The following is a 24,775-nucleotide window of genomic DNA, read 5'->3' on the forward strand; positions in this document are numbered from 1 at the left end:
CTGCTCAAGTCAAACCTGAAGTCGACGGAAAAATGACAGGAATTCCGCCGCGTTAGCGGCTTTTCCTCATTCTCGGTCTTGTGTTTTCGCTCCCAATCCGGTTTCACTGCAACCCGTCACTGATTCCTAGAGTGTTGCCATGCGGTTGTCGCGATTCTTTCTGCCCATCCTGAAGGAAAATCCGAAAGAGGCGGAGATCGTCTCGCATCGGCTGATGCTGCGCGCTGGCATGATCCGGCAGGAGGCCGCCGGCATCTATGCCTGGCTGCCGCTTGGCTTCCGCGTGCTCAAGAAGATCGAGCAGATCGTGCGTGAGGAGCAGGACCGCTCCGGCGCGATCGAGGTATTGATGCCGACGCTCCAGCTCGCCGATCTCTGGCGCGAGAGCGGCCGCTACGATGCCTATGGCCCGGAGATGCTGCGCATCGCCGACCGCCACAAGCGCGAGCTGCTGTACGGACCGACCAACGAGGAAATGATCACCGAGATCTTCCGCGCCTATGTGAAGTCCTACAAGAACCTGCCGCTCAATCTCTATCATATTCAATGGAAATTCCGCGACGAGCAGCGTCCGCGGTTCGGCGTGATGCGCGGCCGCGAGTTCCTGATGAAGGACGCCTATTCGTTCGACCTCAACGAGGCGGCGGCGCGGGTCGCCTACAACAAGATGTTCGTCGCCTATTTGCGGACCTTCGCGCGGATGGGGCTGAAGGCGATCCCGATGCGCGCCGAGACCGGCCCGATCGGCGGCGATCTCAGCCACGAGTTCATCGTGCTGGCAGAGACCGGCGAATCCGGTGTCTTCATCAATCGCGACGTGCTGGACCTGCCGGTGCCGGGCGAGGACGTCGATTATGAGAGCGACCTGACGCCGATCATCAAGCAGTGGACCTCGCTGTACGCTGCGACCGAGGACGTTCACGATTCCGCGCGGTTCGAGCAGGAGGTGCCTGCGGACAAGCGGGTGAACACCCGCGGCATCGAGGTCGGCCAGATCTTCTATTTCGGTACGAAGTACTCCGAGCCGATGAATGCGCTGGTGGCCGGCCCCGACGGTGTCGACGTGCCGATCCATGGCGGCTCCTACGGTGTCGGCGTCTCGCGCCTGCTCGGCGCCATCATCGAGGCCTGTCACGACGACGCCGGTATCAAATGGCCGGAAGCCGTCGCCCCGTTCCGCGCCGTGGTGCTCAACCTGAAGCAGGGCGATGCCGCGGTCGATGCGGCCTGCGAGAAGCTCTATGCGGAGCTCACCGCCAAGGGCGTCGATGTGCTCTATGACGATACCGACCAGCGCGCCGGCGCCAAATTCGCCGCTGCCGACCTGATCGGCATCCCCTGGCAGATCATGATCGGGCCGAAGGGGCTCGCCGACGGCAAGGTCGAGATCAAGCGGCGAGCCGACGGCGCACGCGAGACCATGTCGCCTGCGGACGCAGTCGCCCGGCTGGTCGGCTGAATATTGTTCATCGCGCGATATCGCGGCCGCCAATCCGGCCACAATTGACCCCGAATCATGGGATTATCGAGCGATGGATGAGACCATGACCGAAACCGTGCAGACCGCGCCTTTTGCGCCATTCGAGTGGATGCTGTCGGGGCGCTATTTGCGGGCGCGCCGCAAGGAGGGATTCATCTCGGTCATCGCTGGGTTCTCCTTTCTCGGCATCATGTTGGGCGTGGCGACGCTAATCATCGTCATGGCCGTCATGAACGGCTTCCGCAAGGAGCTGCTCGACAAGATCTTAGGGCTCAACGGACATATCCTGGTCCAGCCGCTGGAATCGCCGCTGACCGACTGGAAGGACGTCGCCGACCGCCTCAGCCAAGTCGAGGGCATCCGGCTCGCTGCTCCCGTGGTGGATGGCCAGGCGCTGGCGTCATCGCCATGGAACGCTTCGGGCGTCCTGGTGCGCGGCATCCGCTCCGACGACCTCAACAACCTCACCTCGATCGCCAAGAACATCAAGCAGGGCTCGCTCGAAGGCTTTGACGAGGGGCAGGGCGTCGCGATCGGCCGCCGCCTCGCCGACCAGCTGTCGCTGCATGCCGGCGACAGCGTAACGCTGGTGGCGCCAAAGGGCGCGGTCACCCCGATGGGGACGACGCCGCGCATCAAGCCGTACAAGATCGTCGCCGTGTTCGAGATCGGCATGTCCGAATACGATCTCGGCTTCGTGTTCATGCCGCTGGCGGAGGCACAGGCCTATTTCAACCGCAGCAACGACGTCACCTCGATCGAGGTGTTCACCACCAATCCCGACAAGATCGACGCCTTCCGCAAGGCAGTGACGGAGGCCGCGGGCCGCCCTGTGTTCCTGGTCGACTGGCGGCAGCGCAACTCGACCTTCTTCAACGCGCTCCAGGTCGAGCGCAATGTGATGTTCCTGATCTTGACCATGATCGTGCTGGTCGCGGCCCTGAACATCGTCTCCGGCCTGATCATGCTGGTGAAGGACAAGGGCAGCGACATCGCGATCCTGCGCACCATGGGCGCCTCGCAGGGCTCGATCATGCGCATCTTCCTGATCACGGGCGCCTCGATCGGCGTGGTCGGCACGCTGGTCGGCTTCTTCGTCGGCCTCGTGATCTGCCTCAACATCGAGTCCATCAGGCAATTCCTGTCCTGGCTCACCAGCACCGAGCTGTTCTCGCCGGAACTCTATTTCCTGTCGAAGCTGCCCGCCGAGATCGACATCGGCGAGACCACGGCGGTCGTCGTCATGGCGCTGACGCTGTCGTTCCTGGCGACGCTGTACCCGTCGTGGCGCGCCGCGCGCCTCGATCCCGTCGAAGCGCTCCGGTACGAGTGAGGGGCTGATGGAGCAGCAGCAGGGGCGGAAGATGTACCGGTCATTTATCTCCACGAGATAAAGCGGCAGTACTTGCAGGGCGAGGTGCCGCTGACGATCCTCGACGGCGCCAAGCTGGCGTTGTGGCGCGGGCAGTCGGTCGCGCTGGTGGCGCCGTCGGGCTCGGGCAAGTCGACGCTGCTGCACATCGCGGGGCTGCTCGAGGCGCCGGATTCCGGGGAGGTCTATGTCTCGGGCGCGCCGACCTCGCAGCTGCCTGATATCGAGCGCACCCAGCTGCGCCGCACCGATATCGGCTTCGTCTACCAGTCGCACCGGCTGCTGCCGGAGTTCTCGGCGCTGGAGAACGTCATGCTGCCACAGATGATCCGCGGCCTGAAGAAATCCGAGAGCGTCAAACGCGCCAAAGATATCCTGGGCTATCTCGGCCTCGGCGATCGCATCACCCATCGCCCGGCCGAGCTGTCCGGCGGCGAGCAGCAGCGCGTCGCGATCGCGCGCGCGGTTGCCAATGCGCCACGCGTGCTGTTTGCGGACGAGCCGACCGGCAATCTCGATCCGCATACCGCGGACCACGTCTTTCAGGCCCTGATGCAGCTGGTCAAGGCGACCCAGGTGTCGATGCTGATCGCCACCCACAACATGGAGCTCGCCAGCCGCATGGACCGGCGAGTCTCGCTGTCGAACGGCCAGGTCGTCGAGCTCGAACTAGCTGAAGCGTGCTTGGTTGGACCGGGCTCCGGGCTCGCTTCACCTCTCCCCGGCGGGGAGAGGTCGATTTGCGCCAGCAAATCGGGTGAGGGGGCGCTGCCCAACGCGAGACCTTAAACCCTCACCCGGCGCTACGCGCCGATCTCTCCCAAGGGAGAGGTGAGTTTCCGATGCCGTGCCGGCGGGCCGCCAAACTAAAACAGCGAAAACAACCCCATGCACAGTAGCCGGCTGCTGCCGGCCACGATCGGGGGCATGCATTCCAGCTATTTGATATATCCAGCAAATCGGCTGCGACGGCGCATCGCAGCGGCGCGCTCGCCGTTACGGCCGGATCACGGTCAATTTGAACGGCCCGCCATTGGTCGCGGCATGTGCCACGGCCTCGTTGGCGTGGTCGAGATCGAATGCCGTCACCTCGTACTCGTCGAGCCTGAGCAGCCCGGCACGCACCAACGCGATCAGGCGGCTGGCGGCGTCCGGCGGGTACATCCAGACGCCGTGGATGGTGATGCAGTTGCGCATGATCCAGGGGTAGGGCAGCTCGAGCCCCGCGCCGCCCGCCATGCCGACGCCGCCCATCAACACGACACGGCCGTAAGCGCGCACCGCCATGATCGCCGCGCGCACCACATTCGTGCTGACCGAGGGCGGCATGATGTCGAACACGCAGTCGATCGGGCCTGATGCAGCGCGCTTCATGCTCTCGCGGTCCTCGTCCTCAACGCCGGTGAGCTTGACCGGCTTGACCCGCGCGCCGAAGCGGCGGACGAGGTCGGCCAGGATTGTCTCGTTGCGGCCGGGAGCGATCACGCAGGCCGCGCCCATTGCCAGCGCGACCGAGACGGCGGCGCTGCCGAAATTGCCGGTGGCCCCGCTCACCAGGACGGTCTCGCCTGGTCGCAGGTTCGCAGCAAGGAAGCCGCCATAGGGCACCAGCAGCGTGCCAAGGGCGCACCATTGGGTCGCTTCCTCCGGCGTGATCGCGCCGAGGCGTGTGACGTTCTCGGTCGGTACCCGCATCTGCTCGGCAAATGAGCCGTGGCGAAAATGCTTTTGCAGGAGCATGCCGCCGGGGCCGGCGGCGGTGAGCCCTTGCAAGGCGATGTCGGGTGCAACGGCGTCGTCGCGCGAACGCACCATCGGGTCGCAGAACACCCAGTCGCCGATGGCAAGTTTGGTTGCGTCCGGGCCGATCGCGCGCACCCGCCCGATGCCGCCGGGTCCGGGGATGATCGGCAGGTCGAGCGCATAATTGCGCGTCCCGTCGAAGACCTCGTTCATGTAGGACAGCACGCGCGTGGCGACGACATCGACAATGACCTCGCCGGTGCCGAGCACCGGTTCGGGGGCATTCTCGATCACCAGCGGCGAACCGAAGGATTTGAGCACGGCAGCTTTCATGATGTTCACCTCAAAGTCGGTGAAGCGCATATGCGCCGCCTTGGAGGGGACATGAAGGCCTGGTATTATCCTCAGCATTCTAGAGACCCTCCATCGCGGGAGCGACAGCAATGGCCGACCCACGCCGCGTCGAATTCGGCGATTTCCTCAGGTCCCGCCGCGAAAAGCTGTCGCCGAAATCCGTGGGCCTTCCGGCGGGCCGCCGGCGGCGCACCGCGGGGCTGCGGCGTGAGGAGGTCGCGCAGCTCGCTGGTATCGGCGTCGACTGGTACATCCGCCTCGAACAGGGCCGCACCGTCAGCCCCTCGGTCACCACCGTCGACGCACACGCCCGCGCGCTGCGGCTCAGCAAGACCGAGCACGCCCATTTGAAGGCGCTGGCACGCGACGGCGCGAGGGCTGCCTTCGTGCCCGAGATCGTGCCGCCGCCCATCCGGCGGATGATCGAGAGTTTGACGCAGCCGGCCTACATCACCGGCCGGCGCTGGGACGTGCTGGCCTGGAACGCGGCGGCCGAGGAGGTCTTTGGCTTCGGACAGCTGCCGGAGCAGGATCGCAATACGCTGCTCCTGGTGTTGACGAACAAGCAGACGCGAAAATTCTACGGCGCAGGCTGGACCGATGTTGCCAAGAGCATGGTCGCGATGTTCCGCGCCACTCACGACGTCTGGGCCGGCGATCCCGCCTTCATCGAGTTGCTCACGCGACTGCGCCAGGGCAGTCCGGAATTCGTCAAATGGTGGGAGGCGCACGAGATCCGCAGCACGGCCTCGGGCCTGAAGACCATGAACCATCCGACCAAGGGCGTGCTCCGGTTCGAGCACACGAGCTTCCAGGCCAACGACGATCCCGCGCTGAAGCTCGTGATCTATACGCCGGTGTAGGGCAGAGACATCAACGCCAGCGCGTCTGCTTTCGAGTGGCCGGAGACGTTGCTGGTCAATTTGGACTGAACCGCTATAACCCTGATGACATCTCGAAGGGCGCAGAGAAGCGGATCAAGGACTTGACCGTAACCACTCCGAGAAGGCCCGGATGGTTCGCGCGCGCGGATGGCCCGGCTTGCTGACCACATGGAAGCCGTAGCCAGGCAAGCTCAACTTGAACGCCTTCACGAGCGTACCAGCTGCGAGGTCGTGTGCCACGAGCACATCACTGAAAACCCCGAACTCCTTGCCCGGCGATCACCGCCTCGATGGCGTGCAGTTCCTCCCGGAAACTCAGGTGCTGCATGTCCTTGAACTGGGGCACCTCGCGCCACCTGCGCTGAGCCGCGGCGAGCCATCTCTGCCATGTCGGCGGCTCACGATCGGCCGGCGACCAATAGGAGTGAATCAGAACGTGGTTTGCGAGGTCGACCGGTCTCTTCAGGTGCTCCGTTGCAAGCAAACGCGGACTGCACACCGGCCAGAACGTATCGCTGAAGAGATCATCGACAATTCCGTCTGTCGGCCGTGCTCGGCTAGTCGCATAGCGAATGGCGACATCGCCATCTCCGGCCTGCAAATCGAGCACTGAGTCAGTGCCGATGACTTCCAGTGGCACATCGGGATGCAGCTTCCGCCACAGGGGCAGGCGGGGCACGAGCCAGCGGCTCGCAAAAGCATTGGTCGTCGTTACCCGGAGAGGCTGTTGGTCGCCTTCCTGCCTGACGGCCGCAATGGCCGCGGCGAACACCTCAAGGCCGCCACGAATGGCGGGGAAGAGCCGCGCTCCGGCATCGGTCAGCGAGAGAGGCCGTGGTCTGCGCCGGAACAGAGCGCGACCACAATACTGCTCGAGCAACCCGATCTGGTGGCTGATCGCCGTTGGCGTGACGCCGAGTTCCGCCGCCGCCTTCTTGAAGCTCAGATGGCGGGCGGCAGCTTCAAAAGCGCGCAGCTCGATCAGGGGCGGCAGCTTGTACATGCCGCCAGTCTAGGTGAAATCAGTTCATCGTCACCTGAAATCTTCGGATTTGCTCCAAGACAGCCCACGATCGAGGATATGGCGGGTCAAGCTGAGGAGACATATCATGTCGTCCATCGCATCTGTCGCCAGCGCTGCCGCCGACCTCAACGCCTCGTTCGGAGGACAACTGCTCAAGCCGGGGGACGAGGGCTACGAGGAGGCGCGAAAGATCCACAACGGGCTGGCCGACAAACGGCCGGCATTGATTGCCAGGTGTCGCAGTGTGTCCGATGTCGTGGATGCCGTCGTTCTTGCGACCAAGCTCGGCCTCGAGGTCGCGGTTCGCGGCGGCGGCCATAATGTGGCAGGTCGCGCGACCATCGACGGCGGTATCATGATCGACCTCTCGCCCATGAAGGGCGTCCGGGTCGACCCTGTCGGCAAGACGGTGTGGGCGCAGGGCGGGGTCACGTGGGGCGAGCTTAATCGCGAAACACAACTTCATGGGCTTGCGGTCACCGGCGGCGTGATCTCGACCACCGGGATCGCCGGGCTGACGCTCGGCGGAGGACTGGGTTGGCTGATGGGCAAGTACGGCCTCGCACTGGACAATTTGCGGGCCGTCGAACTCGTCGCCGCCGACGGCAAGGTTTTGCGGGCCAGCAAGCAAGAGGAGCCTGATCTGTTCTGGGCGATCCGCGGCGGCGGCGGAAACTTCGGGATCGCCACCAGTCTCGAATATGATCTCCATATGGTCGGGCCAATCATCACGGGCGGTCCGATCGTCCACCCCATAGAGCGCTCACGCGACGTGCTCGAATTCTTCCGGGCCAGCACGCGATCGCTCGCGGACGAGCACATGTTGTTCGCATCCCTGACCCATGCGCCCGATGGGTCCGGCACGGAGGTCGCAGTCCTGGTCACCAGCCACTGCGGTCCGGTGGCGAAGGCCGAACGAGCGATGCGACCGCTGAAACAGTTCGGGGCTCCGATCCTCGATGCAGTGGGACCGATGCCCTATTGCGACCTCAACCGCATGCTCGACGCCAACTATCCGAAAGGCGCCTTCAACTATTGGAAATCGAACTTCCTGAGGGAACTGAGTGATGGTGCGATTGCGACCATGATCGAATGTTTCGCGCGCTGCCCGACTCCCATGGGGCAGCTGCTTCTTGAACACATCCACGGTGCGGCGGCCCGTATCGATGCCGGGGACACGGCATTTCCGCATCGGCAGGAGGGCTACAATTTCTTGATTCTCGCGCAGTGGATGCAGCCCAGCGATACGAGCCGCTGCATCTCCTGGGCACGCGAAACCCATGAAAGGATGCGACCCTTCTTTGCCTCCGGCCGCTATGTCAATTATCTCGATGATGACGAGACAGGCGATCCCGTCGCGGCTGCCTATGGACCGAACTACCGGCGCCTGCAGCGGATCAAGGCGAAATACGACCCGATGAACTTCTTCCGCATGAACCAGAACATCCGGCCGCTCGCCTGATTGCCGGCCGAGGATTTCGTCGCTCTCATTCTGTTCAGGATGTCGGTCGAAGGCGCTACGTTCCGGCCCGGTTCGACGGTTGGCCGGGCGTGCTGATCCCCGGGAGGATTCGAGAATGGCTGTCGTGTGCCGACCGGCTCGCATGGACGACTTGGCGAGAGCCGACGAGATCGTGGTCGCCAGCATCAATGAACTCACTGAGAGGCGGGGCTTTGGCAAGATGGCATCCTCCTGCCCGCAGAATTTTCAGGCCTTCTCGCTCACGGACGATCCCGAAGGTTTATGGGTCGCCGATGACGACGGAGAACTCGTCGGCTTCGCGTGGAGTTGGGTTTGTGGCGAGCTTTGGTTTCTGGCGCAGCTGTTCGTGGCCCCAGATCGCCAGAGCGACGGCATTGGCAATCAACTCATCAGCAAGATGTTTGCTCACGCAGAGAAGCGCGGAGCATCCGTCAAAGCGCTGATCACCTTCACGTTCAACAACGTGTCTCAAGGCCTCTACATTCGCCACGGACTGTTCCCGCGCTGTCCGATCTACATGGTCAGCGTGCCTCGTGACCGACTGGCGTCGCGGTTGGCTGAGCCGCGGCTTCGTCTTGAATCTCTCACGGCCAAGACGGCCGGGTTGGATGAGCTGGCGCCCATTGATATCAGTGCACTCGGTGTTTCCAGGGAGAAGCATCATCGATATCTCCTGGGCGACAGCCAGACGAGCGGGTTCACCATCCACGCCGGCAGTGAGTGCGTCGGGTATGTCTATATTTCGGATGGACACATTGGCCCGCTTGCAGTCTGCCGGCCAGATCTCATGGGCTCGGCGTTTGCTGCTGCGTTATCGTTCGCGGCGCAGAGCGATGTTCCGACCATTTCGGCCTTCGTGCCGGGCGCGAGCGAGTCAGCGCTCAAGGCGGCGACCGACCACGGGATGCGCCTGACGTTCCCGATGTTGCTGATGTCGAATCGACAGTTCGGAGATTGGGGCAGCTACCTCCCGCGCAATCCGGGTTTCATGTAGTTCAATCCAGATGCGTTGAACGTGGCGTCGTAGGTAGCGGCCTCACCCGGATGGATACAGGGCTCATCGATCCTGCGCAGCTTGGTGCCGACTGTTGCGATCACGCCGTGATCGCCACCCGAAGCGGAGCTTTGATCGTCACGCTGGCCGGTGAAGGTTACCGAACTCATAGTCGGATCACGTAATACGGTCGATGATCTGAAGGAGCCGATCACAGGACGCCTCGATCCTCTTGAGTGGAGATGTCGCGACGCCCAGCAACAGTCCCGGGCGCGCCGAAGCCCTCGACGCATACCAGAGCGATAGCGGCGTAGGCGCCAGTCCAAGCGGTGCTGCTTCCTTGGCGATGGCAAGATCGGCTGCTCCCTTCGGCAACCGCAGGACAGCCGCCAATCCGGCAATCGCAACATTTGCAGTGCGCGGGCGAAGGTATTTCAGCAATGCATCGCCTTGCGCTGCGTAGACCCGCTTGGTGCGCCGAAGATGCCGGAGATAATGGCCGTCGCGCATGAAATCGGCGGTCGCGAGCTGCACCGCTGGCCCGGGCGCCGGCGCGAGGCACGCCGCAGTTTCGGCAAACCGCGACGCCAGTGCGGCCGGTGCAACCACAAAGCCGAGCCGCAAGGCAGGGGTTATGGTCTTGCTGAAGGAGCCGATGTGAATGACGCGGCCGACGCGATCGAGGGAGGCGAGCGCCGGCGTGGCTCGGCCCTTGAGCTGAAGCTCGCTCAGATAATCATCCTCGATCACCCACGCCTTGTTTTGGGTCACCCAGTCGAGCAGGCGTGAGCGTCTTGCCAGCGACAGCGTGAATCCGAGCGGCGCCTGCTGCCCTGGTGTCACGACAACCAGTGCCGCATCAGGCGCATGTTTCAGGCCGAAGTCGACATCGATGCCGTCAGCGTCAACCGGGATCGGCGCGATCGACAATCTCGCAAGCTCGAGGCCGCGCCGCGTAAAGGGAAAGCCGGGATTCTCCACCCAGACTTTCTTCTGCTCGAGACCAAGGACACGGAGCGCCAGACCAAGCCCGCCGCTAAAGCCGCTGGTGATGATGATCTGGGACGGCGCGCATTCGATCCCGCGCGCCAGCGCAAGGTAGGCCGCGATCTCGCGCCGCAACTCCAACTCGCCGCGCGGGTCACGGTAAATCGCCGGCGCGCTCACCTCAACGCGAACCGCCTGCGCGCGCATCCTCGCCAGCAGCGTCGCAGGAAGGGTCTCCTGCGCAGGCACGCCCATCTGGAAGATCGCCGGCCCTGCGGTGAGTTCCTGGTACATCTCCATGAATGAGCCGGGGGCGGGGGCTTTGTCCCGCCGAACGGGGAAGGACGGCCGGTCCACGACATGCGTGCCTGTAGCGCGGGCTGCAACGATCAGTTGGGCGGATGAGAGCTTTTCATACGCCGAACGCACGGTGCCGCGCGCAACGCCGAGCTGGGCCGCCAAATCCTGCCATGAAGGCAGGCGAGCGCCCGGGGCGAGCACACCGCTCTCGATGGCAGCTCTGATTCCCCGGTGGATCTGCTCCGCCAGTGGCGTCTTTGCGGATCGATCAAGCTCCAGCCGCAGCCGTTTGGTCATGCATCTTGGTACACGAGTTTAGTGCCTTTTTGGTACTTTTTTGTAGACCAGGACAGGGGCACCTAAGGGGGCGAAGGGAGCGTTTCATCCCCTGATCATCAAGGAGATAGCAGATGCGTGAACGTCTCAACTACAACCACATCGCGCCGGCAGGCGCGAAGGCACTGGGCGGTGTCTACGGCTACGTCATGCAGAGCGGACTGCCTGCGACACTGGTCACCCTGGTTTATCTCCGCGTGTCGCAGATCAACAACTGCGCCTATTGCTTGGACATGCATACCCGCGACCTGCTGAAGAGCGGCGTGAAGATTGAAAAGCTCGCGCTGGTCCAGGCGTGGGCCGAGGCGGGCAATCTCTTCGACGAACGCGAGCGCGCGGCGCTCGCCTGGGCCGAGACTGTCACCCGCGTCGCCGAGACCAACGTTCCGGATGAAGCCTATCAAGCCGCCCGCGCGGTCTTCAGCGAGCGCGAGCTGGTCGATCTCACGATCGCGATCAGCCTGATGAATGCGTACAATCGCATGTCGATCAGCTTCCGAAAGACGCCACAGGCTGCGCTCGAGAATGCAGCCTGACCCGAAGGGCATCAGCCGAAACAGAAACCAGGAGCCTGAAAATGACGAGCGTGATTTCTGGCGTCAAGATTCCCGACAGCCGATTGGCGCGCGAAGCCACCGAGCTGGTACGCAGTTACGAAGACGAGATGTTGTTCAACCATTCGGTTCGCGTCTATGTGTTCGGCGCGATCAAAGGGCTGCGTCAGAAGCTGAAGTTCGATTCCGAGCTGCTCTATGTCGCAGCGCTGTTTCACGATCTCGGCCTCATCGATCACTACCACACCGAGACCAAGCGATTTGAGGTCGACGGCGCAGACGCCGCGCGCGACTTTCTGCAAGCGCGCGGCATTGCCGAACCGCAGGCCGATCTGGTGTGGGAAGCGATCGCGCTGCACACCACCCCCGGCATTCCGCAATATATGAGGCCGGAGATCGGTCTCACCAACGCAGGGGTTCTGGTGGACGTCGTCGGTGTTGGATATGACGAGTACACACCGGAGCAGCGCGACCAGGTAATCACTGCGTTCCCCCGCGGTGACTTCAAGAACGAGTTCCTGAAGGTGCAGACCTGCTCAGCCCTGAAGAAGCCGCAGACGACGTTCGGGACGGTCAATTTCGACTACATCGAAGATCACGACCCCAGCTTCCGCAAACCAAACGCATGTACGCGCATCCGCAACACGCCCTGGCAGAGCTAAGGAGACGCCAGGCCGCCGGATCGTTGGGATCATTCGGCGGCACGGCTCGATCGGCGAGGGGGCGTCGGTTTCCTTGATGGGAAATATGGGTTCACGACGCAGCTCGCCGAACGCCCAACGGCGAGATATCTGCACTGCTCAAGCGAGCCATAGCGGCAGTCGAAATAGCCGACGGGACCGTAGATCTGCATGCAGACCGGATAGCGCGGATCATAAGTCTGCGCGTGCGCAGGCGCGCTCGCAAGGAGCATGCCGGCTGCGATGAGCGTAGGCCACGCGCGGCGCATCTCAGCGCGACAGGAAATAGCCTGATGAAGAGCCTGGCGTCTGCGCGCGCGGACGATTTTGATAGGCGTAGGGATCATCGCTCTGGCCTGCGAAGAACGGATTGGCGATGCAGGTCAGCGCGCGACCCGATGCGCTCGCCTGACACTGCGCGTAGCTATCGAACCTGCAATTGCTCAGCCCCGGCCATTCGTCGCCGGTGAGACAGAATGGATGATTCTTGCCGAAGGCGAGCGCCGGCGTGCTTGCGTTGAGCGCGAGCGCAAATGTGGCGAGTGCGAGCGAAAATGTGGCGACAATGGGGAAAGCAATTCGGGCTCGCATCTGGATTTTCCAATCACGCGAATGTGCGCGCGACGTTGTTACGCGCGCATGCAGTTTATGTCGTGTAGTCGACATTGGAACTGCTGAAAACACTTGTTTCAAAGGGTTTCCAGCGCGCTCTGCTAAATCTTCATTAATGAAGCGCGGCCCTTTGGCCCTAACTGTTGCGTCGAAGTTACAGCAATTCCGTCGATCGCTGATATGACGACCCACGGCCCGGGGGCCTACTGAAGAAACTGGAACGGGAATCAAATGAAGAAGAATTTGTTGCTTGCCGCTGTCAGCCTGATCGCGCTCAGCGCGGCTGCGCCGGCGGTGGCTGCTGACCTCGCGGCGCGGCCCTACACCAAGGCTCCGCCGGCGGCGATCGCTGCGGTCTACGACTGGAGCGGCTTCTACATCGGCATCAACGGCGGCGGCGGTTCGGCTCGCACCACCTGGGATTTCGTTGGCGTCGGCCGCGAAGGCTCGCACGATGCGACCGGCGGCACGGTCGGTGGTCAGATCGGCTATCGCTGGCAGTCCGGCCAGTTCGTGTTCGGCGTGGAAGGCCAGGGCAACTGGGCCGACTTCTCCGGCGACAATGTCAGCGCGCTGTTCGCCACCCGCAACCGCACCAAGATCGATGCGTTCGGCCTGATCACCGGCCAGGTCGGTTATGCCTGGAACAACGTGCTGCTCTACGTCAAGGGCGGTGCGGCTGTGGTCAGCGACAAGTACGAGATCTCCGACCTCGGCGGCGGGCTGCTCGCGTCGACCAGCGACACCCGCTGGGGTGGTACTGTTGGTGCCGGCCTCGAGTACGGCTTCGCGCCGAACTGGTCGGTTGGCGTCGAGTACAACCACATCTTCCTGGCCGACAAGGACGTGACGTTCGCCGGCTTCGCTGGCACGGAGCGCATCCGTCAGGACGTCGACATGGGCCTCGTCCGCCTGAACTACAAGTTCGGCGGCATGCCTATCGCGCGCTACTGAGACTGATCGCTCAATTCGAGCGACGTCGAAAGCCCCGGCCTTGCGCCGGGGCTTTTTTTGTTCGAGTTCAACAAGTTAACCATGCCCCTGCGGAATGGTTCAGACGGCTTGACTCCTGAGAACGAAATGAGAACAATGTTCTTCATACGTTCTAGCAAGGGAGCGAGACATGTTCAGGGTTTTCGTGGAAGAAGCGGCTGCACTGGCGTCGATCACGCTGTTCGTCGGGATGATCGCGATCTGGGCCCAGGTGATTCCGCAGCTCTGAGGAGGCGCGGTTGGGGAAAAGCGGGACGACGCGGCGGATTGGCCGCTCCGGCGTGGACTCTCGCGGCGCCACACCCCACCATCGGGACGCGAGTCGGCCGGGCGAGTGCATAATGCCTTGAGGAGCTGGCGACCGCTCCACTTCATCTGCAAGAGGCCGTTACGCGACCATGCCGAGCGCCGGATTTGTCCACCTTCACGTTCACTCGGCCTATTCGCTGCTCAAGGGCTCGATCAAGATCGCCAAGCTTGCCGAGCTCGCCAAGAAGGACCACCAGCCGGCCTTGGCGCTGACCGACACCGACAACATGTTCGGTGCGCTGGAATTCTCCGACAAGATGGCGGGTTCCGGCATCCAGCCGATCGTCGGCTGCGAGCTGGCGATCGACTTCGGCGACCAGGATCCGAACGCGCGCAACGCGCTGGGGCCGTCGCGCGTGGTGCTGCTGGCGGCGCAGGAGCGCGGCTATCGCAGCCTGATGCGGCTGAACTCGCGGGCGTTCCTGGAGACGCCTGACACCCATGCCTCCCACATCAAGTTCGACTGGCTCGAAGGCGAGACCGAGGGGCTGATCGCGCTCACCGGCGGTCCGGACGGACCGATCTCGCTGGCGCTTGCCACCGGGCAGGCCGAAATTGCGGCGTTGCGGTGCGAGCGTCTCGCCAGCCTGTTCGGCGACCGCCTCTACATCGAATTGCAGCGCCACAACACCGACAAGGAACGCCGCATCGAGAGCGGCCTGATCGACATCGCCTATGCCAAAGGCCTGCCGCTGGTCGCGACCAACGAGCCATATTTCGCCGCGACCGACGATTACGAGGCGCACGATGCGCTGTTGTGCATCGCCGGCGGGCGACTGATCGCCGAGACCGAGCGCGAGCAGCTCACGCCCGATCACCGCTTCAAGACGCGCGCCGAGATGGCGGTGCTGTTCGCCGACATTCCGGAGGCGCTGGCCTCGACGGTGGAGATCGCCGAGCGCTGCTCGTTCCGTCCGATGACGCGCAAGCCGATCCTGCCGTTCTTCACCGTCGGCGCCGCATCGAGCTCGGATGCGGCCGCGGTCGAGGCCGCCGAATTGAAGCGCCAGGCGGAGGAGGGGCTCGCCAACCGCCTGCGCGTCCACGGCCTGTCGCAGGGCACGACGGAGGAGACATACGCCCAACGGCTTGCCTTCGAGCTCGACGTCATCATGCGCATGAAATACGCGGGCTACTTCCTGATCGTGTCGGACTTCATCAAATGGGCGAAGTCGCAGGGCATTCCGGTCGGGCCGGGCCGCGGCTCCGGCGCAGGCTCGCTGGTCGCCTGGGCGCTGACCATCACCGATCTCGATCCGATCAAGTTCGGCCTGCTGTTCGAGCGCTTCCTCAATCCCGAGCGCGTCTCGATGCCGGACTTCGACATCGACTTCTGCCAGGATCGCCGCGGCGAGGTGATCCAGTACGTGCAGCAGCGCTACGGCCGCGACCAGGTCGCGCAGATCATCACCTTCGGTACGCTGCAGGCGCGCGGTGTGCTGCGCGACGTCGGCCGCGTGCTGCAGATGCCCTACGGCCAGGTCGACAAACTCACAAAGCTGGTGCCGCAGAATCCGGCCGCACCGGTGACGCTGGCGGCTGCGATCGAGAGCGAGCCGAAGCTCCAGGCGTTCCGCGACGAAGACCCGGTGGTGGCGCGCGCCTTCGACATCGCCCAGCGTCTCGAAGGCCTGACCCGCCATGCCTCGACCCATGCGGCCGGCATCGTGATCGGCGATCGTCCCCTGAGCGAGCTCGTGCCGCTCTACCGCGATCCCAAATCCGACATGCCGGTGACCCAGTTCAACATGAAATGGGTCGAGCCGGCGGGCCTCGTCAAATTCGACTTCCTCGGCCTGAAGACGCTGACCGTGCTCGACGTTGCTTGCAAGCTGCTCAAGCCGCGCAACATCCACGTCGATCTGGCGACGCTGCCGATCGACGATGCCGACAGCTACCAGATGCTAGCGCGCGGCGATGTGGTCGGCGTGTTCCAGGTTGAAAGCCAGGGCATGCGGCGCGCGCTGATCGACATGCGCCCCGACCGTTTCGAGGACATCATCGCGCTGGTGGCGCTCTATCGCCCGGGTCCGATGGCGAACATTCCGACCTATTGCGCGCGCAAGCACGGCGACGAGGAGCCGGAATATCTGCACCCCGTGCTGGAGCCGATCCTGAAAGAGACCTTCGGCGTCATCATCTACCAGGAACAGGTGATGCAGATCGCGCAGGTGATGTCGGGCTATTCGCTCGGCGACGCCGACCTGTTGCGCCGCGCCATGGGCAAGAAGATCCGCGCCGAGATGGACAAGCAGCGCGACATCTTCGTCGCGGGCGCGGTGAAGAACGGCGTGCCGAAGGCGCAGGCCGAGACCATCTTCGAGCTGCTGGCGAAGTTCGCCGACTACGGCTTCAACAAGAGCCACGCGGCGGCCTATGCGCTGGTGTCCTATCACACCGCCTACATGAAGGCGCATTATCCGGTGGAGTTCATCGCGGCGTCGATGACGCTCGATCTCAACAACACCGACAAGCTTTCCGAATTCCGCTCCGAGGCGCAGCGCCTCGGCATCAAGGTCGAGCCGCCGAACGTCAATCGCTCGGGCGCGACCTTCGAGGTCGGCGAGAAGACGATCTACTACGCGCTCGCCGCGCTGAAGGGCGTCGGCATTCAGGCGATCGACCAGATCATCGAGGAGCGCACGAAGAACGGTCTCTTCACCTCGCTCGCCGACTTCGCCGCGCGGGTCAATCCGCGCGCGATCAACAAGCGCATCATCGAAAGTCTTGCCGCCGCCGGCGCCTTCGACACGCTGGAGCCGAATCGGGCGCGCGTCTTCGCCGGCGCGGACTCGATTCTGGCCGCCTGCCAGCGCGCGCACGAGGCCGCCACCATCGGCCAGAACGACATGTTCGGCGGTTCGGCGGATGCGCCCAGCATCATGTTGCCGCAGGTCGAGCCGTGGCTGCCGGCCGAGCGGCTGCGCCGCGAATATGACGCGATCGGCTTCTTCCTGTCGGGACATCCGCTGGACGATTACGCCACGGTGCTGAAGCGCCTGCGCGTGCAGAGCTGGGCCGAGTTCTCGCGCGCGGTGAAGACCGGCGCCACCGCCGGCAAGGTCGCGGCCACCGTGGTCTCGCGCATGGAGCGGCGCACCAAGACCGGCAACAAGATGGGCATCATGGGCCTGTCCGATCCGACCGGCCATTTCGAGGCGGTGCTGTTCTCCGAGGGCCTCGCGCAATATCGCGACGTGCTGGAGCCGGGCGCCGCCGTGCTGCTCCAGCTCGGCGCCGAGCTCCAGGGCGAGGACGTCCGCGCCCGCGTGCTGCATGCCGAGCCGCTGGATGACGCCGCCGCCAAGACGCAAAAGGGCTTGCGCATCTTCCTGCGCGACACCAAGCCGCTGGAATCGATCGCCAAGCGTCTCGCCGGACCCGAGATGGCGCCCGCGAACGGTGCCGCGCCAAAGATCGGCAGCCCGGGCATCGCGCCGCGCTCCAACGGCGACGGCGAGGTCTCGCTGGTGATGATGCTCGACCTCGAGACCGAGGTGGAGATGAAGCTGCCCGGCCGCTTCAAGGTCTCGCCGCAGATCGCCGGCGCGATCAAGGCGGTCGCGGGTGTGGTGGACGTGCAGCAGCTCTAAGACCCGGTCTGCGCGATCCACACAGTGGTCGTGGGATGTTGTTGCAACCTGTCGCTGATTCCAGCTAGCATGCACCCCGGGGAATGGGCTGGGGTGTGCGATGCTGCGACGGGGCGCGTTGTTGTTGGCCGTTGGTGCGATGCTGGTGGGCTGTGTCAGCGATCAGGTCGGAACCGACTTTGCCTCTGTGTCGAAAAAGGTCGGGCCACCGCGCGCCGGGCACTCGCGCGTCGTCCTGCTCCAGGACAAGAGGAATGGCCTCAGCATGGCGATCTGCGCCTGTGAGGTGAAGCTCGACGGTGCGCCGCTCGGCAAAGTCGTGGCTGGGAAATACGCCTATGCCGATCGGCCGGCGGGTCGCCACGAATTGCTGGTGACGGAGCTGATGTTTCCGGGCGACACCAAGCGCGAGATCGTGATGGAAGCCGGCCGGACGCACTTCTACCTCATCAAGAGCAGCCCCAGGCACGACGCCGCGACCGGCGGCGCGATCGTAGGCGGCTTGGCCGGGCTTGCCGTCGTTTCCGTGGCGACAGCAGGAGACGCCAATCCCGGGCCGGCCGAACTCGTTGCGCTGGACGAGGCGACCGCGCGGACGAAGCTCGCCGAGCTGCAAGCTGTGGAGTGAGGTGCGCTGCACGACGATCCGATCGCACAGGGTAGCGACTTGAAGGAGCCTTGCGCCGTTTCGAAGCTGACTTGAGGCTGACTTGAGGGTGATCTGGAGCTGACGGCAGCAGCGGCGTGGCCATGCCACCGCCTCAATCCGAGCTTTTCGTTCAACCGCCGTTCAGCCGGCTGCGCGCTTCATGCGTGGTGGCACCTCAACAACAATAGCGGGCAAGCAAGCCATGCGTGGGACGCTCAAAGTCTTCATTTGCCTTCTCCTGCCGATCGTGGCCCTTGCCGCCGGCGCGCCGGGACCCGTGCGCGCCCAGCAGCAGGAAAAGCGCATCGCGCTCGTGGTCGGCAACGGCGCCTATGCCAAATCGCCGCTGGCGACCACTGCGAACGATGCCGGCCTGATTGCGCAAACGCTGCAAGCGGCGGGCTTCGACGTCGTCGGCGCGCGCGATCTCGACGGCGATACGCTGCGCAAGAGTTTTCGCGATTTCATCCAGAAGGCGCAGGCCTCCGGCCCTGGCACCGTCGCGATGATCTATCTTGCCGGCTATGGCGTGCAGCTTGCCGGCGAGAACTATTTTATCCCGGTCGATTCCAACATCACCCGCGACACCGACATTCCGACCGAAGCCTTGCGCGTCAGCGACTATGTCCGCCAGCTCGCCGCCATTCCGCTCAAGGCCAACATCGTCGTGCTCGATGCGGCCCGCGCGCAGCCATTCATCGAAGGCGGCCAGCCGATCGCGAGTGGCCTCGCGCTGGTCGAGCCCGAGGCGAACATGCTGATCGCCTTCAATGCGGCGCCCGGCACGGTGGCGCCGGAGGAGCCGGGACCCTACGGCATCTACGCGCAGTCGCTTGCCGAGATGATCCGCACCGGCGGCCTGCCGCTGCCCGGGGTGTTCGATCGCGTCCGCCTGCGCGTCAACGAGGCCAGCAAGGGCGCGCAGGTGCCCTGGAACGAGCAGAAGATCACCGCCCCATTTTCGTTCTTCGAGCGTGGGCCGGATGCGCCACCGCCGGAGGCCGCGCCCGACCAGGTCGCTGCGATCCGCAACAAGCCGATCCGCGATCTCGGCGTGCAGGATGCCTATGCCGCCGCGCTCGAGCGCGACACGCTGCCGGCCTATGAGGAATTTCTCGTGGCCTATCCGAACGATCCGCTCGCAAAGCGCGTGATGGCGATCGTCGCGGCGCGCCGCGAAGCCATCACCTGGCGGCGGACCTACCGCACCGACACGCCCGAAGCGTACTGGTCGTATCTGCGTCGCTATCCGCGCGGCCCGCATGCGGCGGATGCGCGCCGGCGCCTTGCGATCCTCACCGCGCCGGCCGAGCCGCCGCCGAGCTTTGCGATGATCGACTACGACGTGCCGCCACCGCCGCCGGAGGAGGTGGTCTATGTCGATCGCCCGGTGCTGTATTTCAGCGATCCTGATTTTGGCTTCGCGCCGCCACCGCCGCCGCCGGTCTACTATCTGCCGCCGCCGCCGCCGGATTTCGTCGTGCTGCCGCCGCCGCTGCCCGTGGTCGGCCTGTTCGTGCTGCCGCAGCCGGTGTTCGTGCCGATCCCGGCGTTCGTCCAGCCGCCGGTCTATGTCGCGCCGCCGCCGAACAACATCATCTACCAGAACATCCACAACACCACGGTCATCAATACCGTGATCGACCGTCCGCCAGCCACGCCGACGGGCGCGGCGCCTGCGCCGGGCAATCTGGCGCCAGCCGTTGCCGGACGCGCCAACCCGGCAGGTCCGGCGGTGCCACAGGCCGTCGTCCAGCGCGCTGCCCTGATCCAGCAGGGCAAGGCGCCGATGCCACCGAGTGCGAGCATCCAGCCGACGGCTAGACCTACGGCTAGACCTGGAGCGCCTGCCGCGGCGCCGGCGAATGTCGCTCCGACTGTTGCGCCAACCGCTGCGCCACCGACCAGGCTGCCGCAGGCCAACACGCTGCCGGTCCCCGGCGCTCACGGCGGCCCACCGGCGCCGCCCGCGGGGGCAGGGCCTCTGCCGGGCGGAAGGCCCGTGCCGCCGACGGCGACTGCACCCGGTGCGCCGTCGCCGACCCATCCGGGGGCGCCGACGACTGCTGCGCCCGGCACAACACCGCCGGCTCATTCCGGTGCGCCAACGGCTGTCGCGCCAGGGACGGCTGCGCCCCCCGCGACCAGTCCGGCCGCTCGGCCCGGCCAAGTGCCGAAGCCACCGGTGGCACAGAGCCCAGCTGGGGCCGGGCCTGCGGATCACGCCAAATCCGCGACCCGCGAGCCGGCCAGCTTGCCGCCGCCAGCGGCGGGTGGGCACGGCACGCCTCCGACCACCGCCGGCAGACCGGTCACGCCGCCACCCTCGGCCGCGCGCGAGCCGATCAAGCCGCCGAATCATCCGTCGGCTGCGCCGGCGCAGGCTGCCCGGCCGTCCGCACCGCCACCGCGGCCGCAAGCCGTGGCACGACCGACGCCTCCGCCGCCGGCCGCCGTCGCGCGCCCGGCACCGCCGCCTCCGCCGCGTGTCGCATCGCCTCCACCGGCACGGGTGGCTCCGCCCGTGGCGGCTGCGCGGCCGGCGCCGCCTCCGCCGGTCGCAAGGCCAGCGCCGCCGCCGATGGCACGGCCCGCGCCGCCGCCGCCGGTGGCTCGGCCGGCACCACCGCCGCCGCCCCGGATGGCCGTCGCGCCTCCGCCACCGCCGCGCCCGGCAGCGCCTCCGCCACACCCCGCGGCTCCGCCGCCGGCGGCAAAGAAGTGCCCGCCGAACCAGCCGAAGTGCTAAGGCACGGCCCGATCTCTCTAAAAGGGGCCTCTCGCGGGCGAAAACCGCCCCCCGAAAGGCCCTTAATTTCCTTGCTTCTGGCCGAAATGGCGCTATATAGCGCGCCATCTCACACGGAAACATGGCTCAAAAGGCCGTCCGGTGGCAACCGGGGCGAGAACGCTCCGTTTTGCTCACACGTTTCCGGAGGAACCAACCGGAGAATTAGAACGATGGCGCTTCCTGATTTCACCATGCGTCAGCTGCTCGAAGCTGGCGTGCACTTTGGTCACCAGTCTCACCGCTGGAATCCGAAAATGGCACCGTTCATTTTCGGCACCCGCAACAACATCCACATCGTCGACCTCGCCCAGACCGTGCCGATGCTGCACCAGGCCCTCCAGGCCGTCAGCGACACGGTTGCCAAGGGCGGCCGCATCCTGTTCGTCGGCACCAAGCGCCAGGCGCAGGACGGCGTTGCGGACGCAGCCAAGCGCTGCGCGCAGTATTTCGTCAATTCGCGCTGGCTCGGCGGCACGCTGACCAACTGGAAGACGATCTCGGCCTCGATCAAGCGCCTGCGTCACCTCGACGACGTGCTGTCGGGCGGCGAAGCCAATTCCTACACGAAGAAGGAGCGCCTGACGCTGCAGCGCGAGCGCGACAAGCTCGATCGTTCGCTCGGTGGCATCAAGGACATGGGCGGTCTGCCCGACCTGATCTTCGTGATCGACACCAACAAGGAAGACATCGCGATCCAGGAAGCCCAGCGGCTCAACATCCCGGTTGCGGCGATCGTCGACACCAATTCGGACCCCAAGGGCATCACCTATGTGGTGCCGGGCAATGACGACGCCGGCCGCGCGATTTCGCTGTACTGCGATCTCATTGCGCGTGCGGCAATCGACGGCATTTCGCGCGCGCAGGGCGATTCGGGCGTCGACATCGGCGCCTCGGCCCAGCCGCTCGCCGAAGAGCTGCCGGCGCCCTCGTCGAGCGGTTTCCAGGGCCTTGCAGGTCCCCGCGGCACCGCGGACGACCTCAAGAAGCTGCCGGGCGTGTCGGGTGCGATCGAGAAGAAGTTCAACGATCTCGGCATCTTCCACTACTGGCAGCTCGCCGAGCTCGACCACGACACCGCGCACACGATCGGCGAAGAAGTCGGTCTGCCGAGCCGCGCGGATGCCTGGGTGGCCAAGGCCAAGGCGCTGACCGCAGAAGCGGAATAGTCAAAAAGAGCGATGGGTTGGCCGGATAGGATCCGGCCACCATTTCAGTTGACGCGAATTCCTGAGATGGACCGCGGCGGGGTGCTTCGATGCCGCGCCGCGGCAAACCGGCAGGCACAAAGGATTTTCAACGATGGCAACGATCACAGCTGCGATGGTCAAGGACCTGCGCGAGTCGACCGGCGCGGGCATGATGGACTGCAAGGCCGCCCTGACCGAAAACGACGGCAACATGGAAGCAGCGCAGGACTGGCTGCGCAAGAAGGGCCTGTCGAAGGCCGCCAAGAAGTCGGGCCGTGTCGCGGCAGAGGGGCTGATTGGCGCGCTCACCAAGGGCACCAAGGGCGTCGTGGTCGAGGTCAACTCCGAGACCGATTTCGTGGCGCGCAACGGCCAGTTCCAGGGGCTGGTCAAGATGATCGCCCAGGTCGCGTTCGACGTCGGCGCCGATGTCGAGAAGATCAAGGCCGCCAAGGTCGGCGACGTCACGATCGAGACCGCGATCAATGACGCGATCGCCACCATCGGCGAGAACATGACGCTGCGCCGCGCTGCCCAGCTCGAAGTCAGCCAGGGCGTGGTGTCGAGCTATGTCCACGGGGCCGTCGTCGACGGCGCCGGCAAGATGGGCGTGATCGTGGCGCTGGAATCGCCGGGCAAGGCCGACGAGCTCGCAACGCTCGGCCGCCAGATTGCCATGCATGTCGCCGCCACCAACCCGCTGGCACTCGATCCGTCCGGCCTCGATCCGGCGGTCGTCAAGCGCGAGAAGGACGTGCTCGCCGACAAATACCGCCAGCAGGGCAAGCCCGAGAACGTGATCGAGAAGATCGTCGAGTCCGGCCTCAAGACCTACTACAAGGAAGTCTGCCTGCTCGAGCAGGCCTTCATCCACGACACCGGCAAGTCGGTGGCGCAGGCGGTGAAGGAGGCCGAGGGCAAGGTCGGCGGGCCAGTGAAGATCGCGGGCTTTGTGCGCTATGCTCTCGGTGAGGGAATCGAGAAGCAGGAAAGCGACTTCGCAGCCGAGGTCGCGGCGGCCAGCGGTAAGAAGTAAGCGCCGGAACACCTCCTTCCGGCGTGCCGCCGGAAGCGGCGCCCGGACAAGGAAAGTGCTCATGACTGATCCGGTCTATCGTCGCGTCGTGATCAAGCTGTCCGGCGAATATCTCGCGGGACAGCAGGGCTTTGGTATCGACCAGCCGACCGTGGACCGGGTTGCGGACGATCTGATTGCCGCCCGCAAGCTCGGCACCGAGGTCGCGGTCGTGATCGGCGGCGGCAATATCGTGCGTGGTGTCGAGGTGTCATCCCGCGGCGTATCGCGCCCGACCGGCGACACCATGGGCATGCTCGCCACCATGATGAACTGCCTCGCGCTGGAAGCGGCGATCGAGCGCAAGGGCACGCCGGCGCGCACGCTGTCCGCTTTCGTCATGCCGGAGATTTCCGAGCTGTTCACCCGCACCGCGGCGCACAAATACCTCGCCGAGGGCCGGATCGTGCTGCTCGGCGGCGGAACCGGCAATCCGTTCTTCACCACCGACACGACCGCGGTGTTGCGCGCCGCCGAGATCGGCGCCCAGGCGGTGCTGAAGGCGACCAATGTCGACGGCGTCTACTCGGCCGACCCGAAGAAGGATCCGACCGCCACGCGGTTCGAACCGGCTGACGCATTCGCAGGCCATCGAGGGCGACTACAAGGTGATGGATGCCACCGCCTTCGCGCTTGCCCGCGAGACGTCGCTGCCTATCATTGTATTCTCGATCGCGCAGTCGGGTTCGATCGGTGCGATTCTGCGTGGTGCCGGCCACGGAACCATTGTCGCCGGCTGACGGCTCGTCGTCGCGCCCCAATAGAAGGGCGCGGAGCGGTCGCCGGGATTTTGAAGGAGAAACGTGATGGCCACGGGTAGTTTCGACCTCAACGAAGTGAAGCGCCGCATGCAGGGCGCCGTCCAGTCCCTCAAGCACGAGCTTGGCGGCCTGCGGACGGGGCGCGCCTCCGCCTCGATGCTCGATCCGGTGCAGGTCGACGCTTATGGCACTCACATGCCACTCAATCAGCTCGCCACCGTCAGCGTGCCGGAGCCGCGCCTGATCTCGGTGCAGGTCTGGGACAAGTCGATGGTCAAGGCCGTGGAGAAGGCGATCGTCGATTCCAACCTCGGCCTGTCGCCCGCGACCGAGGGCCAGGTGCTGCGCCTGCGTATTCCCGAGCTCAACGAGGAGCGCCGCAAGGAGCTGGTGAAGGTCGCGCACAAATACGCGGAGGCCGCCAAGGTTGCTGCGCGCCACGTCCGTCGCGACGGTCTCGACGTGCTCAAGAAGCTCGAGAAGAATCACGAGATGTCGGAGGACGACCAGAAGCGTCACGCCGACGAGGTGCAGAAGGCGACCGACGGCACGATCACCGAGATCGACCAGCTGCTGGCCGCCAAGGAAAAAGAAATCCTCACCGTTTAAGGCAT

Annotated in this window: 20 protein-coding genes and 2 pseudogenes; 16 read left to right on the forward strand and 6 right to left on the reverse strand. The window is 64.9% G+C overall.

Features of this window, described 5'->3' with window-relative positions; all coding sequences use genetic code 11:
• The first annotated feature begins 139 nt into the window (after positions 1-139).
• From proS to ACSKB8_RS30255, 3 genes and pseudogenes are all read left to right on the forward strand, one after another.
• Positions 140-1,459 carry a proline--tRNA ligase gene (proS, locus tag ACSKB8_RS30245; RefSeq protein ID WP_438108025.1) on the forward strand — a complete coding sequence of 440 codons (1,320 nt, stop codon included), beginning with the start codon at positions 140-142 and terminating at the stop codon, positions 1,457-1,459.
• Between the two features lie 73 nt (positions 1,460-1,532).
• A complete protein-coding gene (locus ACSKB8_RS30250) occupies positions 1,533-2,813 on the forward strand; it encodes a lipoprotein-releasing ABC transporter permease subunit (protein WP_091885894.1) in 1,281 nt (426 codons plus the stop codon).
• A 7-nt stretch (positions 2,814-2,820) separates the two neighbouring features.
• Positions 2,821-3,521 (forward strand): annotated as a pseudogene (locus ACSKB8_RS30255) (ABC transporter ATP-binding protein); the annotation flags it as partial.
• 327 nt (positions 3,522-3,848) lie between these two features.
• On the opposite strand, the gene ACSKB8_RS30260 reads toward ACSKB8_RS30255, so the two are convergent.
• The gene (locus ACSKB8_RS30260) at positions 3,849-4,928 is read right to left on the reverse strand and encodes an alcohol dehydrogenase catalytic domain-containing protein (protein WP_438110740.1); all 1,080 of its coding nucleotides are present in this window, start codon (positions 4,926-4,928) and stop codon (positions 3,849-3,851) included.
• Between the two features lie 110 nt (positions 4,929-5,038).
• Here ACSKB8_RS30260 and ACSKB8_RS30265 point away from each other — a divergent pair, with 110 nt between their 5' ends.
• Positions 5,039-5,812 carry a helix-turn-helix transcriptional regulator gene (locus ACSKB8_RS30265; RefSeq protein WP_438108026.1) on the forward strand — a complete coding sequence of 258 codons (774 nt, stop codon included), beginning with the start codon at positions 5,039-5,041 and terminating at the stop codon, positions 5,810-5,812.
• A 268-nt stretch (positions 5,813-6,080) separates the two neighbouring features.
• On the opposite strand, the gene ACSKB8_RS30270 is transcribed toward ACSKB8_RS30265, so the two are convergent.
• Complete coding sequence (locus tag ACSKB8_RS30270) at positions 6,081-6,836, reverse strand: LysR family transcriptional regulator (RefSeq protein WP_438108027.1); 756 nt, start codon at positions 6,834-6,836, stop codon at positions 6,081-6,083.
• A 106-nt stretch (positions 6,837-6,942) separates the two neighbouring features.
• On the opposite strand from ACSKB8_RS30270, the gene ACSKB8_RS30275 reads away from it, so the two are divergent.
• Together ACSKB8_RS30275 and ACSKB8_RS30280 are read left to right on the forward strand one after the other, a co-directional pair.
• Positions 6,943-8,319, forward strand: coding sequence for an FAD-binding oxidoreductase (locus tag ACSKB8_RS30275; RefSeq protein ID WP_438108028.1), 1,377 nt, complete (start codon positions 6,943-6,945; stop codon positions 8,317-8,319).
• A gap of 115 nt (positions 8,320-8,434) precedes the next feature.
• A complete protein-coding gene (locus tag ACSKB8_RS30280) occupies positions 8,435-9,334 on the forward strand; it encodes a GNAT family N-acetyltransferase (protein ID WP_438108029.1) in 900 nt (299 codons plus the stop codon).
• Here the strand turns inward: ACSKB8_RS30280 and ACSKB8_RS30285 are convergent.
• Together ACSKB8_RS30285 and ACSKB8_RS30290 are read right to left on the reverse strand one after the other, a co-directional pair.
• Positions 9,304-9,504, reverse strand: coding sequence for a hypothetical protein (locus tag ACSKB8_RS30285; RefSeq protein ID WP_438108030.1), 201 nt, complete (start codon positions 9,502-9,504; stop codon positions 9,304-9,306). The two genes, ACSKB8_RS30280 and ACSKB8_RS30285, sit on opposite strands and share 31 nt — an antisense overlap.
• A 7-nt stretch (positions 9,505-9,511) precedes the next feature.
• On the reverse strand, positions 9,512-10,918 hold the full coding sequence (locus ACSKB8_RS30290) for a PLP-dependent aminotransferase family protein (protein WP_438108031.1): 1,407 nt from the start codon (positions 10,916-10,918) through the stop codon (positions 9,512-9,514).
• Between the two features lie 113 nt (positions 10,919-11,031).
• On the opposite strand from ACSKB8_RS30290, the gene ACSKB8_RS30295 reads away from it, so the two are divergent.
• Positions 11,032-11,493, forward strand: a complete 462-nt coding sequence (locus ACSKB8_RS30295) for a carboxymuconolactone decarboxylase family protein (protein ID WP_370986030.1) — start codon at positions 11,032-11,034, stop codon at positions 11,491-11,493.
• 41 nt (positions 11,494-11,534) lie between these two features.
• A complete protein-coding gene (locus ACSKB8_RS30300) occupies positions 11,535-12,173 on the forward strand; it encodes an HD domain-containing protein (protein ID WP_438108032.1) in 639 nt (212 codons plus the stop codon).
• A gap of 29 nt (positions 12,174-12,202) precedes the next feature.
• Here ACSKB8_RS30300 and ACSKB8_RS30305 read toward each other — a convergent pair whose 3' ends face one another.
• Together ACSKB8_RS30305 and ACSKB8_RS30310 are read right to left on the reverse strand one after the other, a co-directional pair.
• A complete protein-coding gene (locus ACSKB8_RS30305) occupies positions 12,203-12,460 on the reverse strand; it encodes a DUF3551 domain-containing protein (RefSeq protein WP_370986032.1) in 258 nt (85 codons plus the stop codon).
• Between the two features lies 1 nt (position 12,461).
• Positions 12,462-12,782: a DUF3551 domain-containing protein gene (locus ACSKB8_RS30310; RefSeq protein WP_370986033.1), complete on the reverse strand. Its 321-nt coding sequence runs from the start codon at positions 12,780-12,782 to the stop codon at positions 12,462-12,464.
• Between the two features lie 252 nt (positions 12,783-13,034).
• On the opposite strand from ACSKB8_RS30310, the gene ACSKB8_RS30315 reads away from it, so the two are divergent.
• From ACSKB8_RS30315 to frr, 8 genes and pseudogenes are all read left to right on the forward strand, one after another.
• Positions 13,035-13,757, forward strand: a complete 723-nt coding sequence (locus ACSKB8_RS30315) for an outer membrane protein (RefSeq protein WP_091885854.1) — start codon at positions 13,035-13,037, stop codon at positions 13,755-13,757.
• Between the two features lie 437 nt (positions 13,758-14,194).
• The gene (dnaE, locus tag ACSKB8_RS30320; RefSeq protein ID WP_438108033.1) at positions 14,195-17,698 is read left to right on the forward strand and encodes a DNA polymerase III subunit alpha; all 3,504 of its coding nucleotides are present in this window, start codon (positions 14,195-14,197) and stop codon (positions 17,696-17,698) included.
• Between the two features lie 100 nt (positions 17,699-17,798).
• Positions 17,799-18,326 carry a DUF2846 domain-containing protein gene (locus tag ACSKB8_RS30325; protein WP_176945512.1) on the forward strand — a complete coding sequence of 176 codons (528 nt, stop codon included), beginning with the start codon at positions 17,799-17,801 and terminating at the stop codon, positions 18,324-18,326.
• A gap of 223 nt (positions 18,327-18,549) precedes the next feature.
• A complete protein-coding gene (locus ACSKB8_RS30330) occupies positions 18,550-21,096 on the forward strand; it encodes a caspase family protein (RefSeq protein ID WP_438108034.1) in 2,547 nt (848 codons plus the stop codon).
• Positions 21,097-21,308: 212 nt separating this feature from the next.
• Positions 21,309-22,304 carry a 30S ribosomal protein S2 gene (locus ACSKB8_RS30335; protein ID WP_370990084.1) on the forward strand — a complete coding sequence of 332 codons (996 nt, stop codon included), beginning with the start codon at positions 21,309-21,311 and terminating at the stop codon, positions 22,302-22,304.
• Between the two features lie 133 nt (positions 22,305-22,437).
• Entirely contained in the window at positions 22,438-23,361 is a 924-nt protein-coding gene (gene tsf / locus ACSKB8_RS30340; RefSeq protein WP_438108035.1) for a translation elongation factor Ts, read from the forward strand.
• A gap of 61 nt (positions 23,362-23,422) precedes the next feature.
• Positions 23,423-24,140: pseudogene (gene pyrH, locus ACSKB8_RS30345) on the forward strand (UMP kinase).
• Positions 24,141-24,206: 66 nt separating this feature from the next.
• Complete coding sequence (gene frr, locus ACSKB8_RS30350; RefSeq protein WP_091885834.1) at positions 24,207-24,770, forward strand: ribosome recycling factor; 564 nt, start codon at positions 24,207-24,209, stop codon at positions 24,768-24,770.
• Positions 24,771-24,775 lie beyond the last annotated feature (5 nt).

The sequence above is a fragment of the Bradyrhizobium sp. BR 1432 genome, assembly GCF_051547705.1.
Lineage (GTDB): Bacteria > Pseudomonadota > Alphaproteobacteria > Rhizobiales > Xanthobacteraceae > Bradyrhizobium > Bradyrhizobium zhanjiangense.